This is a genomic window from Microbacterium lemovicicum (genome assembly GCF_003991875.1).
Lineage (GTDB): Bacteria > Actinomycetota > Actinomycetes > Actinomycetales > Microbacteriaceae > Microbacterium > Microbacterium lemovicicum.
The window spans coordinates 2,813,715-2,829,560 of sequence record NZ_CP031423.1 but is presented as its reverse complement, the minus strand read 5'-3'; the positions used below and the strand labels follow the sequence as shown (position 1 = coordinate 2,829,560).

Annotated in this window: 13 protein-coding genes; 7 read left to right on the top strand and 6 right to left on the bottom strand. The window is 71.3% G+C overall.

Translation table 11 applies throughout. The annotated features are described in order from the left end of the window. Positions 1 to 40 precede the first annotated feature (40 nt). The 3 genes from CVS47_RS13270 (at position 41) to CVS47_RS16950 (ending at position 3,287) form a co-directional block, all read left to right on the top strand. Positions 41 to 370, top strand: coding sequence for a hypothetical protein (locus CVS47_RS13270; protein ID WP_127096504.1), 330 nt, complete (start codon positions 41 to 43; stop codon positions 368 to 370). Between the two features lie 48 nt (positions 371 to 418). After that, entirely contained in the window at positions 419 to 1,228 is an 810-nt protein-coding gene (locus tag CVS47_RS13265) for a Cof-type HAD-IIB family hydrolase (protein WP_241240156.1), read from the top strand. A gap of 124 nt (positions 1,229 to 1,352) precedes the next feature. Next, positions 1,353 to 3,287, top strand: a complete 1,935-nt coding sequence (locus CVS47_RS16950; protein ID WP_241240155.1) for a PfkB family carbohydrate kinase — start codon at positions 1,353 to 1,355, stop codon at positions 3,285 to 3,287. A 69-nt stretch (positions 3,288 to 3,356) separates the two neighbouring features. Here the strand turns inward: CVS47_RS16950 and pgi are convergent, their stop codons facing one another. From pgi to CVS47_RS13230, 6 genes are all read right to left on the bottom strand, one after another. Beyond that, entirely contained in the window at positions 3,357 to 5,039 is a 1,683-nt protein-coding gene (pgi, locus tag CVS47_RS13255) for a glucose-6-phosphate isomerase (protein WP_127096503.1), read from the bottom strand. A gap of 241 nt (positions 5,040 to 5,280) precedes the next feature. Next, entirely contained in the window at positions 5,281 to 5,484 is a 204-nt protein-coding gene (locus tag CVS47_RS13250) for a hypothetical protein (protein ID WP_127096502.1), read from the bottom strand. A gap of 159 nt (positions 5,485 to 5,643) precedes the next feature. Further along, complete coding sequence (locus CVS47_RS13245) at positions 5,644 to 6,678, bottom strand: zinc-binding dehydrogenase (protein ID WP_127096501.1); 1,035 nt, start codon at positions 6,676 to 6,678, stop codon at positions 5,644 to 5,646. Positions 6,679 to 6,810: 132 nt separating this feature from the next. Then, complete coding sequence (locus tag CVS47_RS13240; RefSeq protein WP_164734657.1) at positions 6,811 to 7,404, bottom strand: cyclophilin-like fold protein; 594 nt, start codon at positions 7,402 to 7,404, stop codon at positions 6,811 to 6,813. Continuing rightward, positions 7,401 to 7,823, bottom strand: a complete 423-nt coding sequence (locus CVS47_RS13235) for a cupin domain-containing protein (protein ID WP_127096500.1) — start codon at positions 7,821 to 7,823, stop codon at positions 7,401 to 7,403. The genes CVS47_RS13240 and CVS47_RS13235 overlap by 4 nt, the downstream gene beginning before the upstream one ends. Before the next feature lie 44 nt (positions 7,824 to 7,867). Further along, positions 7,868 to 9,121 (bottom strand): multidrug effflux MFS transporter, encoded by a 1,254-nt coding sequence (locus CVS47_RS13230; protein ID WP_127096499.1) that lies wholly within the window; start codon positions 9,119 to 9,121, stop codon positions 7,868 to 7,870. A 146-nt stretch (positions 9,122 to 9,267) separates the two neighbouring features. Here CVS47_RS13230 and CVS47_RS13225 point away from each other — a divergent pair, with 146 nt between their 5' ends. The 4 genes from CVS47_RS13225 (at position 9,268) to CVS47_RS13210 (ending at position 15,781) form a co-directional block, all read left to right on the top strand. Then, a complete protein-coding gene (locus CVS47_RS13225) occupies positions 9,268 to 10,146 on the top strand; it encodes a helix-turn-helix domain-containing protein (protein WP_127096498.1) in 879 nt (292 codons plus the stop codon). A gap of 225 nt (positions 10,147 to 10,371) precedes the next feature. After that, on the top strand, positions 10,372 to 10,827 hold the full coding sequence (locus CVS47_RS13220) for a PPOX class F420-dependent oxidoreductase (RefSeq protein WP_127096497.1): 456 nt from the start codon (positions 10,372 to 10,374) through the stop codon (positions 10,825 to 10,827). 47 nt (positions 10,828 to 10,874) lie between these two features. Continuing rightward, positions 10,875 to 14,162, top strand: coding sequence for a DEAD/DEAH box helicase (locus CVS47_RS13215; protein WP_241240154.1), 3,288 nt, complete (start codon positions 10,875 to 10,877; stop codon positions 14,160 to 14,162). Positions 14,163 to 14,200: 38 nt separating this feature from the next. Further along, positions 14,201 to 15,781 carry a cation:proton antiporter gene (locus CVS47_RS13210; RefSeq protein ID WP_127096496.1) on the top strand — a complete coding sequence of 527 codons (1,581 nt, stop codon included), beginning with the start codon at positions 14,201 to 14,203 and terminating at the stop codon, positions 15,779 to 15,781. Positions 15,782 to 15,846: the final 65 nt, after the last annotated feature.

Sequence of the window (15,846 nt, the reverse complement as noted above, 5' to 3'; positions counted from 1 at the left end):
GGGCGGCTCCACCCCTCCCCGGGGCTGGGAAACTGGGGTCATGGCCCACTACCGCGACACCGCGAGCGGTCCGTTCGTGGTCACCCTGGTCGTCGACCTGCCGATCGCGAAGCTCGACGCGCTCGAGGTGATCGCGTTCGTCTCGGACGGGCACATCGACAACGCGGGCACCGCATGGCCCCGCGTCGGCGTGGCCCCGAACGCCTGGGCCGAGGTGCAGATCCCGCGCTTCGGCGACCCGCCGCCGCTGGCCGTGGACGTGTGCTCGGACGCCTCGCCCGAGGTCGCCCGCGCAGCGGCTTCGACGCTGCGGTCCGCGCTCGAGCGCGTCGGGTGGACGGTGCGCGACCCCCGCGACGGCGAGGTCTAGCCGGGGCAGGCGTCCGCGGGCGCCGGTCGGGTCGGGGAGGATGGAGGAGTGAGCCCCGACATCCGCCTCGTCGCCGTCGACATGGACGGCACCCTCCTCGACGGCGACGGCCGCATCCCCGACACGCTCTGGCCCCTGCTGCCGCGCCTCGCCGCGCGCGGGGTGACCTTCGTGCCCGCGTCGGGTCGGCAGCTCGCCACCCTCCAGCGCTCTTTCGGCGACGCCGCCGCCGGCATGACGTTCATCGCCGAGAACGGCACGCACGTCGTCGACGGATCCCGCGTCATCGCCCTCGACGCCCTCGACGCGGAGACGGTCCGCACGGCGGTCACGACGCTGCGGGAGCTCGCGGCCGACGGGTACGACCTCGGCGTGGTCGTGTGCGGACGTCGTTCGGCCTACATCGAGCGGACGGACGCCGCGTTCCAGACGGAGGCCGACACGTACTACGCCGCGCTCGAGGTCGTCGACGACCTGCTCGCGGTCGACGACGAGGTGCTGAAGCTCGCGGTGTACGACTTCGACATCGCCGAGCACAGCGTGGGCCCGGCGCTCGCCGACCTCGCCCGCACGCACCAGGTGGTGGTGTCGGGCACGCATTGGGTCGACATCATGAACCGCGGCGTCGACAAGGGCGTCGCCCTCCGCCGCCTCCAGGAGGACCTCGGCATCGACCGCTCGCAGACCGCGGCGTTCGGCGACTTCCTCAACGACCTCGAGATGCTGGATGCCGCGGACTGGTCGTTCGCGATGGCGGACGCGCATCCGGACGTCGTCGCCCGTGCGCGCCACCGTGCCCCGTCGAACGTCGACCACGGCGTCATCACGACGCTCGAGGAGCTCGTCTTCGGGACCTGAGCGTAACGGGCGATGGTCGGTCGTCGAGCGGGGGAGCGCGGCGACCGAGACGAATCGGGGTGGGATGCGTGTCGACGCGCGGCGCTCGCCCAACGCGCGGTGATCGCCGCGATACGGTCGACGGATGAGCGGAATCGTCGTCCTCGGCAGCGCCAACATGGACCTCGTGGTGCGCCAGCCGCGGCCCGCGCACCCCGGCGAGACGATGTCGGGCAGCTCGTTCGCGACCGGCCCCGGCGGCAAGGGCCTCAACCAGGCCGTCGCCGCCGCGCGGGCCGGCGCGGAGGTCGCCTTCATCGGCTGCGTGGGCCCCGACGACTTCGGCGCGCGCCTGACCCGCGTGCTCGACGAGGCCGGCATCGATGCCTCGGCCGTCCGGGTGGTCGCGGAGCCCATCGACCGCGCCACGACCGGCATCGCCGCCATCAGCGTGACCGACGACGGCGAGAACTCGATCGTCGTCGTGCCCGGCGCGAACGGCGACGACGAGCTGACGGAGACGGATGCCGCGGCCATCGGCCGCGCGCAGTTCCTCCTCGTGCAGCTCGAGCGCCCGCTGCCCCTCGTGCGCCGGGCGCTGGAGACCGCGCGCGAGAGCGGAGTGCGCACCGTGCTGACTCCCGCGCCCGCGACGACGGAGGCCGCCGCACTGATCCCGCTCGCCGACATCGTCGTGCCCAACGAGGGCGAGGCGGCGATGCTGTCGGGGCTCGCCGATCCCGACGCCGACGCATCCGCGCGAGCCCTCAGCGGCCGCGCCTCGAAAGGCGACGGCACCGGCCTCGCCGTCGTGACCCTCGGTGAACGCGGTGCGGTCGTCGCCCGGGGCGGGGAGATCGTGCACCGGGTGGGCGCCCGCCGCGTCGACGCGGTGGACACGACCGGCGCGGGCGACACCTTCGTCGGCGCGCTGATCGCCTGGCTCGCCGGGGGCGCCGAGCTCGAGGAGGCGCTGGAGGCGGCGGCCGCCGCAGCGGCCATCGCCGTCACGCGCGAGGGAGCCGCGGCATCCATGCCCTCCCGGGACGAGATCGAGGCGGCGCTCGGGGGCGATGCGTCGGTTGCGGATGCTGCGCCGCGGCCCGTCGAGCGGAGGTCTGCGGCGATCCCTGCTCCCGTCTACCTCGACACCGACCTCGGCATCGACGATGCGCTGGCGCTCGGCTACCTGCTGGCGCACCCCGGCGTCGAGGTCGTGGGCGTCGGATCGGTGCACGGCAACCTCGACGCCCCGCAGGCCGCGCGCAACGTGCTGGACCTGCTCGCGCTGACCACGGGCCGCGGCATCCCGGTCGCGGTCGGTGCCTCCGACCCGCTCGCGGGACCGTTCGCCGGCGGGGCCCCGCATGTGCACGGCGACAACGGCATCGGCGGCGTGGTCCTCGATCGCAGCCCCGACGAGCCGGTCTCGGAAGATGCCGCGGATCTGCTGATCCGGCTGGCGCACGAGCACGCGGGCCGGCTCCGGGTGGTGGCGATCGGTCCGCTGACGAACCTCGCCGTGGCCCTCGAGCGCGATCCGGCGATCGCCGGTCTCCTCGACGGCGTGTGGGTGATGGGCGGCGCCGCTCTGGTGCCCGGCAACATCACGCCGACCGCTGAGGCGAACATCTTCCATGACCCCGAGGCCGCGCAGGTCGTGCTCGAGGCCGACTGGCCTGTCGTGCTGGTGCCGCTGGACGTCACGATGCAGAACCGTTTCACGTCGGGCGACCGCGCCGCGCTCACGGCCGCCCCCGGTGCCGCCGCACGGGCGATCGGCGAGATGCTGGCGCTGTACGAGGAGTTCTACACGCCGATCTTCGGAGCCCCGGATGTCGCGCTGCACGACCCGCTCGCGGCGGCACTCGCGGCGGGCGGTGTCCGCAGCGCGCTGGCGCCGCGGGTGCGTGTGGTGGTCGACACGACCCACGGCCCCGGGCGGGGTCAGACGATCTGCGACTTCCGCGGCATGTACCGCGGGCACCCCGTGCCGTCCGGCCCCACCGTGGAGGTCGTGCTGGAGCTCACCGAGCCGTTCGCGCCGGAGCTGCGGGCGCGTCTGCTCGAGCTGCGCTGAGGCGGCGGCGCCTGCGGATGCACGCGCCCGCGCCGGATCCCCGTCGGATACCCGGCACCGGCCTGCGGGTCAGGACGAGCGGTGGGCGCTGTAGTACTCCAGCAGTGCGCGGGTCGAGGCATCCTGCGCTTCCAGAGCCTCGGCGTCGCCCTCGATGGCGGGTGCGATCTGCAGGGCCAGCTGCTTGCCCAGCTCCACACCCCACTGATCGAACGAGTTGATGCCCCAGACCGTGCCCTGCGTGAACGTGATGTGCTCGTAGAGGGCGATGAGCTGGCCGAGCACCGACGGCGTCAGCGACGCGGCGAAGATCGACGTCGTCGGGCGGTTGCCGGGGAAGGTGCGCGCGGCGACGAGAGCGCCGGTCGTGCCCTCGGCCTCGACCTCCTCCGCGGTCTTGCCGAACGCCAGCGCCTTGGTCTGGGCGAGGAAGTTCGCGAGGAACAGGCCGTGCACGTCGCGCCCGCCGTCCTCCAGCGGATAGGCCGGATTCACGAAGGCGATGAAGTCGGCGGGGATGAGGCGCGTGCCCTGGTGGATCAGCTGGTAGAACGCGTGCTGGCCGTTGGTGCCGGGCTCGCCCCAGAAGACCTCGCCCGTGTCGGTCGTGACGGGGGTGCCGTCCCAGCGCACGGACTTGCCGTTGGACTCCATCGTGAGCTGCTGGAGGTAGGCCGGGAAGCGGTTGAGCTGCTGCGCGTAGGGGAGGACGGCGTGCGACTGCGCACCGAGGAAGTTGCTGTACCAGACGTTGAGCAGCCCCATCAGAAAGGGGACGTTCTGCGCGACGGGGGTGGACGCGACATGCTCGTCGACGGCGTGGAAGCCGGCCAGCAGCTCGCGGAACGCGGACGGCCCGAAGACGATCGCCAGCGACAGCCCGATGGCCGAATCGACGGAGTAGCGTCCGCCCACCCAGTCCCAGAAGCCGAACGCGTTGGTCGGGTCGATGCCGAAGGCCTCCACCTTGTCGAGCGCGGTGGACACGGCGACGAAGTGGTGCGCGACGGCATCCGTCTTCGCGGCATCCGTGCCGTCGATGATGCCCGCGGACGTCAAGCCGTCCCACAGCCAGTCGCGCGCGAGCCGGGCGTTGGTGAGGGTCTCGAGGGTCGTGAAGGTCTTGGACGCGACGATGAAGAGCGTGGTCTCCGGGTCGAGTCCCGACGTCTTCTGCGCGATGTCGGTCGGGTCGATGTTCGAGACGAAGCGCGCCTCGATGCCGGCGTCGGCGAGGGGCTTGAGCGCCTCGTAGACCATCACCGGACCGAGATCAGAGCCGCCGATGCCGATGTTGACGACGTGCGTCACCTTCTTGCCCGTGACGCCCTGCCACTCGCCCGAGCGCACCCGGTCGGCGAAGGTCGACAGCTTCTCGAGCACGGCCTGCACGTCACTGTCGATCTGCTGACCGTCGACCTCGAGCGCGGGGGAGGCGCCCGCGGGGCGGCGGAGCGCGGTATGGAGCACGGCGCGATCCTCGGACGTGTTGAGATGCACGCCGGCCAGCATCTCCGCGAAGCGCTCGGCGACACCCGTCTGCTCGGCGAGGCGGACGAGGGCCGCGAGCACGTCGTCGGTGACGAGGTTCTTCGACAGGTCGACGTGCAGATCGACGAGGGGCAGCGACATCCGCTCCACGCGCCCGGCGTCTTCGGCGAACCAGGTGCGCAGGTCGGGGCGGAGCGAATCGCGCAGCGCGGTCAGCTCCGACCAGGCGGGGGTGGACGTGGGGTCGATGGGCGCGCTCATGACTCCACGCTAGCGCCGCGCGGCGGGTGCGAGAGGGCGTATGTCGGGCAAAAAGGAAGGCCGGTCGGAGAGGAATCCGACCGGCCCTTGTCCCTTTGCACCAAGAGTGTCCTGCAATCACATGTCGGCAGCTGCCACAGCAAAACAACTGCCTGGCGATGACTCTATAACGGCGAGGTAACGACGGCAAGCATTCGTCGTTATCTTTTCGTAATCAGTGGACAGCGTGCCGCTCAGGGGCTCACCGGTCCGTCGTCGGGAGCTTCGCCACGCCGTGGCGCGCGGGCTCGTCGGGCTCGGCGGCGGTGTCCGGGCTGACGGCCGACGGCGAGCCGCTGCCGCCCGTGTCGGGGTACTCCGGCTGATCGGGCCCGCCCGATTCGTCGCGCTCGTCGGCCGGGGGAAGGTGGTCCAGGGGCTGTCGGATGTCGTCTCGATCGCTCATCCCCCGACGATGCGTCCGTCAGCTGTGTTTTGCGAGGGGGTTGCCGTCGTCTACCTCTATGCGATCGAAGATTCTGCAAGAGCCGGAGCGTTTTGTGTTCGATGTCTTCGAGACCGACGACGACTGGACGCGCTGCTCACCCGCGCGCCGGTCGAGGCCTCAGAGGCGGATGAGGACCTTGAGCGCCTCGCGGGCATCCATCAGCCGGTAGGCCTCGGCGATGTCCTCGAGGGGCAGCTCCCGGTCGAAAACCCTCCCGGGGTCGATGGTGCCGTCCAGCACCTGCGGGATGGCAGCTTCGAGGTAGGCGCGCACGGTTGCGGGCCCGCCGGTGAGAGTGGCGTTCTTGCCGAAGAGTGACGCGAAGCCGACAGGTGCCTCTTCGTACTGGGGGACGCCCACGCGCGAGATCACCCCTCCCGGGCGAACGACTCCACAGGCCTGCTCGTAAGCGGGCATGTGGCCGACCGCCTCGAGGACGACGTGCGCGCCCTCGCCACCCGTGAGCTCGAGCACTTTCGCGACACCCTCCTCGCCGCGTTCCGCGACCACCTGCGTGGCACCGAACTCGCGTCCGACATCGGTGCGGGCGGTGTGCCGGCCCATCAAAATCACGGTCTCGGCACCGAGCTGCCGGGCGGCCAGCACAGCGGAGAGGCCCACCGCACCGTCCCCGATCACGACGACGGACTTCCCCGCCTCGACGCCGCCGCGGATGGCGGCGTGATAACCGGTGAGGTACACGTCGGAGAGGGTGAGCAGGGACGGCATGAGTGCCGGGTCGGTCCCGGCGGGGATGGCAACGGCGGTGCCGTCGGCGTAGGGGATGCGGAGCTTCTCGGCCTGGGTGGCGGAGGCGGCGCCGTCGAAGAATCCGCCGTGCACGCACGAGGTCGTGATCCCGTCGCGGCAGAACGCGCAGGTGCCGTCGGACCAGGCGAAGGGCACGATGACGGTGTCGCCGACGCGGAGAGTGGTGACATCCGCACCGATCCGCTCGATCACCCCGATCGCCTCGTGGCCCATGCGACGGCCTTCAGGGGTGTCGCCGAGGTCACGGTAGGGGTGCAGGTCGGATCCGCAGACGCAGGCATGCGTGACGCGGATGATCGCATCGGTGGGCTCTTCGAGGGCGGGTTCGGGAACGTCGACGACGCGGACGTCGCCGGCGGCGTACATGAGGGTTGCGCGCATGGGGCTGACTGCTTCCTTCGTGGGTGATGGGTGATGGGTGATGGGTGATGGGTGATGGATGCTGGGTGCTGCGGATGTCACGCCCGCGAGGATCTGCTCCGGCTGGTCAGGAGGACGCAGAGGAGGCGGTCGTCAGCGGACGATCTCGACGGTGACGGGACCGCCCTCGAGGAGGGCGAGCTGCTCCTCGGCGGCGGTGTAGGTGCCGATGTGGAGGGTGGCGTCGGAGTAGCCGATGCCGCTGGCGTCGTAGTAGAAGCCGAGGTTGCCCCACGGAGTGAAATAGATGAGATCGCCGTCTTCCGGGTCGGAGCCGGAGGAGCCCTGGGAGTTCAGCTTCCGCGGCAGATACGAGATCTTCTCCTTTCCGCTGAACTCCTCGATGGTGAGCTGCGTGGGCAGAAGGGAGAGGAAGTCGCGCACGCCGGCGCTGTCCTCCCCGACGGTGACGTCGACGGTGGTCCGGTCTGAGGTGAATCGCACCACCGTGCCCACGATCTCCGCCGATTCCTCGACCGGCGCCGGTGACTCCTCGATCCTGTCGGCGCTCGGCGACCCCGATGCGGGGACCGGACCCGTCGACGTGGGGGAGGGGCTGACAGGGGCAGCGGACGGAGTGGGGCTGCAGGCGGTGACGGCGAGGATCAGGAGCGATCCGACGGCGACAGTGAGACGTGCACGATGCGTCACCGGCCCGTACCGGGTGCGGCAGCCCTGTTCGGTCATGACTGTGCTTCTCCGTGAGGGCGGCCCGCGAACTCCGCGTCTGTGATGTGCTCTTTCCATGTCGTGGTGGCGGCGGGGTCGTCGCCGTTCTCGAGCATGGCGACGTGTTCCATGAAGGTGTCTCCCGCGGCGGCGTGCCAGTGGTCCTCTCCGGGTGGCGTATACAGCGTCTGCCCGGGGTGCACGTCGATGATGGTGCCGTCTCGGCCGCCGAACCGCGCAACCCCCTGAGTGACGCGGAGGTACTGCCCTCGGGCGTGGGAATGCCATGCCGTGCGCGCGCCGGGCGCGAACCTGACGACGGCGACCGACATCCGCTGCTGCGGCTCATGGGGCACGGCGATCATGTCCACCCACACGTCCCCGGCGAACTGCTCAGGTGGATTCTTGACGGTGGGTGTGGCGGGTTCGATGTTCACGAAGCACTCCGTTTCACGGGATGGCGGGTGGGAGGTGATGACGTTCAGATGCGGGGACCGGTCGATGTGTCGACCGGGCACAGTGCAGACGATGTGGAGGTCGGCCGGCGCGCGAGCAGCACGTAGGCCGTGCCTGCGAGGGTCACCGCGACGGTGGTGACCACGCCGAGGGGGAGGATGCTGAGGGCACCGGCGACGCCCACCAGCGGTGCGGCGACCCCGCCGAAGCCGAACCGCACCATTCCGAGCAGAGACGATGCCGTGCCCGCCATCTGCGGATAGTCGACCAGGGCGAGCGTCGTGGCAGGCGGCGATGAGATCGCGACGCCTCCCGCGAGGAGGAACAGGGACAGGATCACCACCCACAGCGGCGTGGTGGTGAGTCCGGATGCGAGCAGTCCGAGAGCGCCGAGACCGGCGATCAGGATGCCGGTGGCGAGGGTCCCTGCGACGCTCCAGCGCTCTGCGGCGCGACCGGCGAGGTAGCCGAACGCCATGAATCCGGCGGAGTTGAGTCCGAAGGCGAGCGCGTACTCGAGCGGCGACAGTCCGTAGACGTCCTGCAGCACGAACGTCGAGCCGGACAGGTAGGCGAAGAGCGCGGCGTAGAGGAACCCCTGGTTCAGCACCGCGCCCACGAACACCCGGTCGGCGAGCAGCGTCCGGAAGTCGCGGACGGTGTGGGCCCACCCGCCGCTGATGCGCCCGTCGGCGGAGAGGGTCTCCGGGAAGAGCACGAGCGAGATGAGCAGGATCCCTGCGCCGATGACGGCGAGGAAGACGAACAGGCCCCGCCAGTCGGTGACGGTGTTCAGCACGCCGCCGACCAGCGGTCCGATGATCGCGGCGAAACCGCCCACCACCGTCAGGCGCCCGTAGAACCGGATCAGGGCGCCGCCGGTGTAGACGTCCCGCCCTGCGGCCTGGGAGATGACGATCCCGACCCCGCCGGCCAGTCCCTGGACGAACCTGGCGGCGATGAGCATCTCCACCGACGGGCTGACCGCGCAGAGAGCGGACGTCAGCATGTACGCGGTCACTCCCACGAGGAGGATGCCGCGGCGTCCGAATCGGTCCGAGAGGGGACCCGCGACCAGCTGCCCGGCGGCGAGCCCGACCAGACACGCCGTCACGGTCAGCTGGGCCACCGAGGTGACGGCGCCGAGCTCGGAGGTCAGTGCGGGGAGTGCGGGGAGGTACAGGTCCATCGAGATCGGGCCGAACACCGTCAGCAGAAGGAGGAGTGCGGGCAGTACCCGCCGCGACACCGGTCGCTCTGCAAGGGTCTGTTCGGTCATGCCTCAAGACTCATCGCCATCGTCACCGCAGGGGAGTCCCTGCTGAGGGGTGTACTGACAGGGAACCCGTCGCCCGGCGGTCGGCGGAGGAATGGGTGCTCTGACAGGGCATCCCTGTGACTGGTCTGGCGACCTAGCCTGACGGTATGGACAATCGACAAGAGGTGCGCGAGTTCCTCATGACCCGCCGTGCCCGGCTGTCACCGGACGCGGCCGGCATCTCCGCCGGACCCAACCGGCGCGTCGCAGGACTGCGGCGCAGCGAGGTCGCCGCTCTGGCAGGCGTCAGCGTCGAGTATTACGCGAAATTGGAGCGCGGCGCCATCGCCGGAGCCTCGGGCGCGGTGCTGGATGCGGTGTCCAGCGCACTGCAGCTGTCCGACGCGGAATATGCGCACCTGCTCGACCTCGCGCGCAACGCGGACGGCATCCCCTCCTCGGGCCGCGGTCGTCGACGCACCAGCAGGACCGGCCCGCTTCGGCCCAGCCTGGAGTGGGCTCTCGCGGCGATGGCCGATGCCGTCGTGGTGGTGCGGGACCAGCGGCAGAATCTGCTCGCTTTCAACGACCTCGGCAAGGCGTTCTATTCGCCGCTGATCGGCGACGGCGGTCGCGTTCCGAACTTCGCGCGATTCCAGTTCCTCGACCCGATCGCCCGCGACTTCTACCCGGACTGGGACCTCTTCGCCGACATGTGCGTGGCGGTGCTCCGCGGGGAGGCCGGTCGCGATCCGCACGACAAGGGCATTCAGGATCTCGTGGGGGAGCTCTCCACCCGGAGCGACACCTTCCGTGCGCTGTGGGCGGCGCACAACGTGCGATCGCACGGGTCGGGGCAGAAGCGGTTCCACCACCCCGTCGTCGGCGACCTCACGCTCGTCTACGAGGAGCTGGCGATCACCGCAGAGCCAGGCAAGGTGCTGCTCGTGTACACGGCCGAACCCGGGTCCCCTTCCGCCGATCGCCTCCGGCTCCTCGCGTCCTGGGCTGCGGAATCCGCCACCACCGCCCAGCCGTCGTCCTGACCGGTCAGGCTGTCGGACTCGGCGAGGCCGGCCGCGCTCTCCGCCGTCCTCCGCCGATCGGAGGAGGAGGATCCACCCCGCGCGGGAGGATCGCAGCATCGGGGATCGGTAGCGTCGATCGTCACGGGCCGTCGCGCAAGCCCGCGACGCCGCCTTCCCCCGCGCATAGTGTGTACGCACGAATGCCGGCGCCCGTCCGGCATCCGATCCCGAAGGGACCGCACGATGACCGCCTACGAGGACGCCTCGCCCGCCTCCGACGCCGACTGGACCCGTCTGGGCGCTGAGAGCTTCGTCTCGCTCGGCACCTTCCGCAAGAACGGGGAGGTCGTGAGCACGCCCGTGTGGATCGCGCCCGACGGCGCCGCGCTCGTGGTCACGACGGAGCGGTCGACCGGCAAGGTCAAGCGCCTGCGGCGCAATGCCCGCGTCGTGCTGCAGCCCTGCAGCCGGATGGGCAAGGTCGAGCCGGGGGCGCCGCTCGTGAAGGCGGTCGCAGTGGTCACCGACACCGCCGCGGCGGAACGGTCCGCGACCGATGCCCTGGGTAAGAAGTACGGCTTCCAGTTCCGGGCGTTCCTGACCGTCGAGCGCTTCGTGCGCCGACTGCAGCGGCGCCCCGGCGAGCGCGTGATCCTCCGCATCACGCGACGCGGCGCGGGCGACGACGGCGCCGACTGACGACGGACCGCCGCCGCGTCGTCGGCAGCGCGTGGGACGATGGAGGGATGTCCGCCGACTGGTTCCCGCAGGTCGAGGAGCTCACGATCGCGCGTCTGGTCGGCGCCCTCTCCTTCAGCCGCGGCAAGACCTACGCCGACAGCGGGCGCGTGAGCGACCTCACCTATCAGGCGGCCGGGCAGGTGCTGTCCGGGCTCGTGAAGGGCAGCGCCGATCGGCCGTACCAGGTGCGCATCGCGCTCGCCGATGCGACGACGTCACGCCCCATGGTGCGCACCGCCACGTGCACCTGTCCCATCGCCATCAACTGCAAGCACGCCGCGGCGGTGCTGACCGCGGCGGCCGCCGCAGGCAAGGCGGCACGGACGGCGGAGAGCGAGGCGGATGCCGGCTGGCGCGGCCTGCTCGCCGCGTTCGGCGATGCCGGCGCCGGCCGGGACGCCGCACACGTGCGGCGCCCCCTCGCGCTGCAGTTCGAGCCGCGACGGCGCACGGCGGGGCGGAGCCGCTGGGGGGAGCGACGTGACGAACCGGCGAAGGATGCGGCATCCGTCGACCGCCTCGCCGTCCGTCCCGTGACCTCCGGTCAGCGCGGCGGGTGGATCAAGAGCGACCTCACCTGGCAGAACGTGGGCTTCCAAGGCGCCGCCGGAGGCTACGACCCCGCGCAGGCGCAGTGGTTCGGACAGCTCGCCGCACTCAAGGGCGCGACGGCTCTCGGGGCCATGGAGCACGGCTCGGACTGGATCGCCCTCGACGTCTTCGAGTCGCCCCTGCTGTGGGCCCACCTCGCCGAGGCTCCCGTTCTCGGCATCGCGCTCGTCGGCACGGTCCTGCCCACGGTCTCGGTGGTCGGCGGGGCGTCCGTCGGGTTCGATGCGCACGACGCCGACGACGCGCTCACCCTCTCGCCCGTCGTGGTGATGGACGGCGAGGTGGTCGACGCCGCAGCGGCGAGCCCGATCGGCGGGCACGGCGTCTACGTCGTCGACTTCGCAGCGAAGACGGTCCGCCTATCCCGCCTGTCGGCCCCGCTGAGCCGCGCGCAGCGCGCGATCCTCGAGCGCCCGCAGGAGGTCGCGGTCGACGCGGCCGACCGCACGGAGTTCCTGCGCGGCCTCCCGGCACTGTCGCGCACGGCGCGCATCCTGAGCTCCGACGGCACGTTCGAGCCGCCCGCGGTGCCGCCGGCGACCCTGGTGCTGTCGGCCCGGTTCGAGCGCGACCGCGTGCTGCGCCTGGACTGGCGGTGGGAGCTCGCGGGTGAGCGACGCGTGCCCCTCGCCGCCGGCGACGCGTCCTTCCTCGACCCTGCGACCGAGCGGGCGCCCGCGGCCCGCGCCGCCGAGCTCCTCGCCACCGACCCGACCGGCGCCGCGGCGCTGGCCGCGGACGGAGCGCTCCGCCCGACCACCGTCCTGCACCATCTCGACGCCGCGGAGTTCAGCGCCCGGCTGCTGCCGGAGATCGAGCGGCTCGAACGGGTGCGCGTCGAGGTGATCGGCGAGCAGCCCGCCTACCGTGAGATCGAGGAGGCGCCGACGCTCGTGGTGCGCACCGTCGAGTCGGAGCGCAACGACTGGTTCGAGCTCGGCGTCATGGTGCAGGTCGAGGGGCGCATCGTCCCGTTCGGGCCGCTCTTCAAGGCGCTGTCGAAGGGCGCCGCCAAGCTGCTGCTCGTCGACAGCAGCTACCTGTCGCTGAAGCAGCCCGTCTTCGACCCGCTCCGGCAGCTGATCGAGGAGGCGGGGTCGCTCCGGGAGTGGGAGACGGGCGCACGCATCAGCCGCTATCAGGCGACGCTCATGGCGGAGTTCGAGGACCGCGCCGACGAGAGCCCGCAGGCGCTCGCCTGGCGCCGCACCGTCGACGGGCTGGCAGACGACGCGGAGCCCTGGGACGCCCCGGTGCCCGCGGGGTTCCAGGGCGAGCTCCGGCCGTACCAGGTGGCCGGCTTCCGCTGGCTCGCGTTCCTGCATCGAGCACGCCTCGGCGGCATCCTCGCCGACGACATGGGACTCGGCAAGACCGCGCAGACGCTCGCGCTCATCCAGCACGCCGTCGAGACCGACGAAGGACCGGATGCCGCGCGGCGGCCCTTCCTCGTGGTGGCGCCCACATCAGTCGTGTCCAACTGGGCGCGCGAGGCGGCGCGGTTCGTGCCGGGGCTGCGGGTCGTGCAGATCGACCGCACCCGGGGCAAGAGCAGGCGCGGGCTGGCCGACAGGGTCCGCGGGGCGGACATCGTCCTGACCACCTACGCGATCCTCCGTCTCGACGCGGAGGAGTTCGCGTCCCGCGAGTGGGCCGGGCTCATCCTCGACGAGGCGCAGTTCGCGAAGAACGCGGCATCGAAGGTGCACGAGGCCGCGCAGGGCGTCCGCGCGCCGTTCCGGCTCGCGGTCACCGGCACCCCGATCGAGAACAACCTCGGCGAGCTGTGGGCGCTGCTGGCCCTCACCGCTCCCGGGCTCTTCCCCTCGCGCCGGGCGTTCGACGAGACCTATCGCCGGCCCATCGAGGTGATGGGGGACGAGGAGAAGCGGCAGCGCCTGCGCCGCCGCATCCGTCCGTTCCTCCTCCGTCGCACGAAGGAGCAGGTCGTCCCCGAGCTGCCTCCCAAGCAGGAGCAGGTGCTCGAGGTGCCGCTGCATCCGGAGCACCGGCGTCTGTACGACACGCACCTGCAGCGCGAGCGGCAGAAGATCCTCGGACTGGTCGCCGACCTCGACCGCAACAGGTTCACGGTGTACCGCTCGTTGACCCTGCTGCGTCTGATGAGCCTGGATGCTGCGCTCGTCGACCCGGAGGCGTACGCCGACGTGCCCTCGGCCAAGCTCGACGCGCTGCTCGAGCAGCTCGAGGACGTGCTGGCGGAGGGCCACCAGGCGCTGGTCTTCAGCCAGTTCACCTCATTCCTGCGCCGCGCCGCGGCCCGGGTGGAGCAGCGCGGCACGCCGTACGCCTATCTCGACGGGACCACCCGCCGCCGCGAGGAGGTCATCGACCGCTTCCGGTCGGGCGAGGCGCGCGTCTTCTTCATCAGCCTCAAGGCCGGCGGCTTCGGCCTCAACCTCACCGAGGCCGACTACGTCTTCCTGCTGGACCCGTGGTGGAACCCCGCGACCGAGGCGCAGGCCGTCGACCGCACCCACCGCATCGGCCAGGAGCGGAAGGTCATGGTCTACCGGCTGGTGTCGGAGGACACGATCGAGCAGAAGGTCATGGCGCTGAAGGAGAAGAAGGCCGCGCTGGTGTCCTCCGTGCTCGATGACGAGGGCGTCTTCAGCGAGGCGCTCAACGCGGACGACATCCGGGGACTGCTGGGCGCCTGACGCCACGCGGCCCGGGCGTCAGGCTGGATACTGGCTCCATGGAGGATCCTGTCGCCCTGATCGCCTGGGTGGTCGCGTTCGTGCTCGTCACGGTGACGGTGACCGGGCTGGTGGGACGGATCGGCTTCTCCGCTCCGGTCGCCCTCGTGGCCGTGGGCGGCGCGATCTCCTACATCCCGGGCATCCCCGCGATCACGGTGGACCCCGACCTCATCCTTTACGGCATCCTCCCGCCGCTGCTGTTCGCGGCGGCGATCCGCAGCTCCATCGTCGACATCCGCGCCCGACGTGACAGCATCCTGCTCCTGTCGGTCGGGCTCGTCGCGTTCACGGTCGTCACGGTGGGGTTCGCGACGTGGCTGCTGTTCCCCGTCGTCACATTGGCGGCCGCCTTCGCCTTCGCCGCCGTCGTGGCGCCGACCGACGCGGTCGCTGTCAGCGCCATCGCCGGAAAGGTGGGGCTGCCACGGCAGGTGGTCACGATCCTCGAGGGGGAGAGCCTCCTCAACGATGCGACCGCGCTGGTGGCGCTGAACACCTCGATCGCGGCGATCGTCAGCATCGTCAATCCCGTGTCGATCCCGCTGGACTTCGCGCTCGCGGTCGGCGTGGGCCTCGGCGTCGGACTCGGGGCCGCCTGGGTCATCTCCTCCGTCCGGCGCCGGCTGCACTCGCCGGTGCTCGACACCAGCCTGGTGCTGATCGTCCCGTTCGCGATCTTCCTGGTCGCCCAGTCGCTGCGCGGCTCCGGCGTCATCGCCGTCGTCGCCGCGGGGCTGTACATGTCGTTCGTCTCGCCGACCGTGGCCTCCGCCGAGGCGCGGGTCGCGACGCGGCTCAACTGGCGCACGATCCAGTTCCTGCTCGAGAACGCCGTGTTCCTCTTCATCGGCCTCAACCTGTCGGGCATCGTCGCCGGCGCCGTCCGCACCGGACCCGGCCTGTGGCCGACCGTCCTCATCGTCGCCGGCATCATGTCCGCCCTCATCGCGTCGCGGTTCCTGTGGACGATGACCGTCACCGCGATCTACCGGTGGGGCCCGCCGCGGCTGCGCGAGCGCAGCTGGAGCTGGGGCAACGGCCTCGCCGTGTCGTCGGCGAGCGTCCGCGGCGTGGTCACCCTCGCGGCGGTGTTCCTCCTGCCCGCCGAGACGCCCGCACGCGAGTACCTGCAGTTCCTCGCGTTCGTCGTCGTCGTGCTGAGCCTGCTCGGCGGACTCGCTCTGCCGGCCATCATCCGCGCCCTGCACCTGCCGCCGCCCAACAGCCTGCAGGAGCGCACCGAGCTCAAGAACCTGCTCGCCGAGGCGCGTCGCGCGGGCGTCCGGCGCCTCGACGAGGTCGTCACTCCGGACGACGAGCCGCGCGTCGTCGAGCTGCTGCGCACCGACGCCGCATTCCTCGGCGACACGCTCGACGGCTTCGAGCCCGAGGAGCAGTGGAAGCAGTTCCAGTCGCAGCAGCGACTGCGCCGCCAGATGCTCGCGGCGCAGCGCGCGACGGTGGTGCAGGCCCGCCGGGAGGGTCGCTATCAGGAGCCCGCCGTCGTCAGCGCCCTGAAGGCGATCGACGCCGAGGAGACCTCGCTGCGCGCGCACGAACCCGGCGAGAACGACTGACGCGGCATCCTATCCGCCGCCCTCCCCGTGCTGAAGGCGGTTCCGCAACGGGCGCGCCGTCGGAA

Bases quoted from the DNA above. Each gene is read 5' to 3' on its own strand.
- CVS47_RS13270 (WP_127096504.1), top strand. From the start codon at position 41: ATGGCCCACTACCGCGACACCGCGAGCGGTCCGTTCGTGGTCACCCTG.
- CVS47_RS16950 (WP_241240155.1), top strand. From the start codon at position 1,353: ATGAGCGGAATCGTCGTCCTCGGCAGCGCCAACATGGACCTCGTGGTG.
- pgi (WP_127096503.1), bottom strand. From the start codon at position 5,039: ATGAGCGCGCCCATCGACCCCACGTCCACCCCCGCCTGGTCGGAGCTG.
- CVS47_RS13250 (WP_127096502.1), bottom strand. From the start codon at position 5,484: ATGAGCGATCGAGACGACATCCGACAGCCCCTGGACCACCTTCCCCCG.
- CVS47_RS13245 (WP_127096501.1), bottom strand. From the start codon at position 6,678: ATGCGCGCAACCCTCATGTACGCCGCCGGCGACGTCCGCGTCGTCGAC.
- CVS47_RS13240 (WP_164734657.1), bottom strand. From the start codon at position 7,404: ATGACCGAACAGGGCTGCCGCACCCGGTACGGGCCGGTGACGCATCGT.
- CVS47_RS13230 (WP_127096499.1), bottom strand. From the start codon at position 9,121: ATGACCGAACAGACCCTTGCAGAGCGACCGGTGTCGCGGCGGGTACTG.
- CVS47_RS13225 (WP_127096498.1), top strand. From the start codon at position 9,268: ATGGACAATCGACAAGAGGTGCGCGAGTTCCTCATGACCCGCCGTGCC.
- CVS47_RS13220 (WP_127096497.1), top strand. From the start codon at position 10,372: ATGACCGCCTACGAGGACGCCTCGCCCGCCTCCGACGCCGACTGGACC.
- CVS47_RS13215 (WP_241240154.1), top strand. From the start codon at position 10,875: ATGTCCGCCGACTGGTTCCCGCAGGTCGAGGAGCTCACGATCGCGCGT.
- CVS47_RS13210 (WP_127096496.1), top strand. From the start codon at position 14,201: ATGGAGGATCCTGTCGCCCTGATCGCCTGGGTGGTCGCGTTCGTGCTC.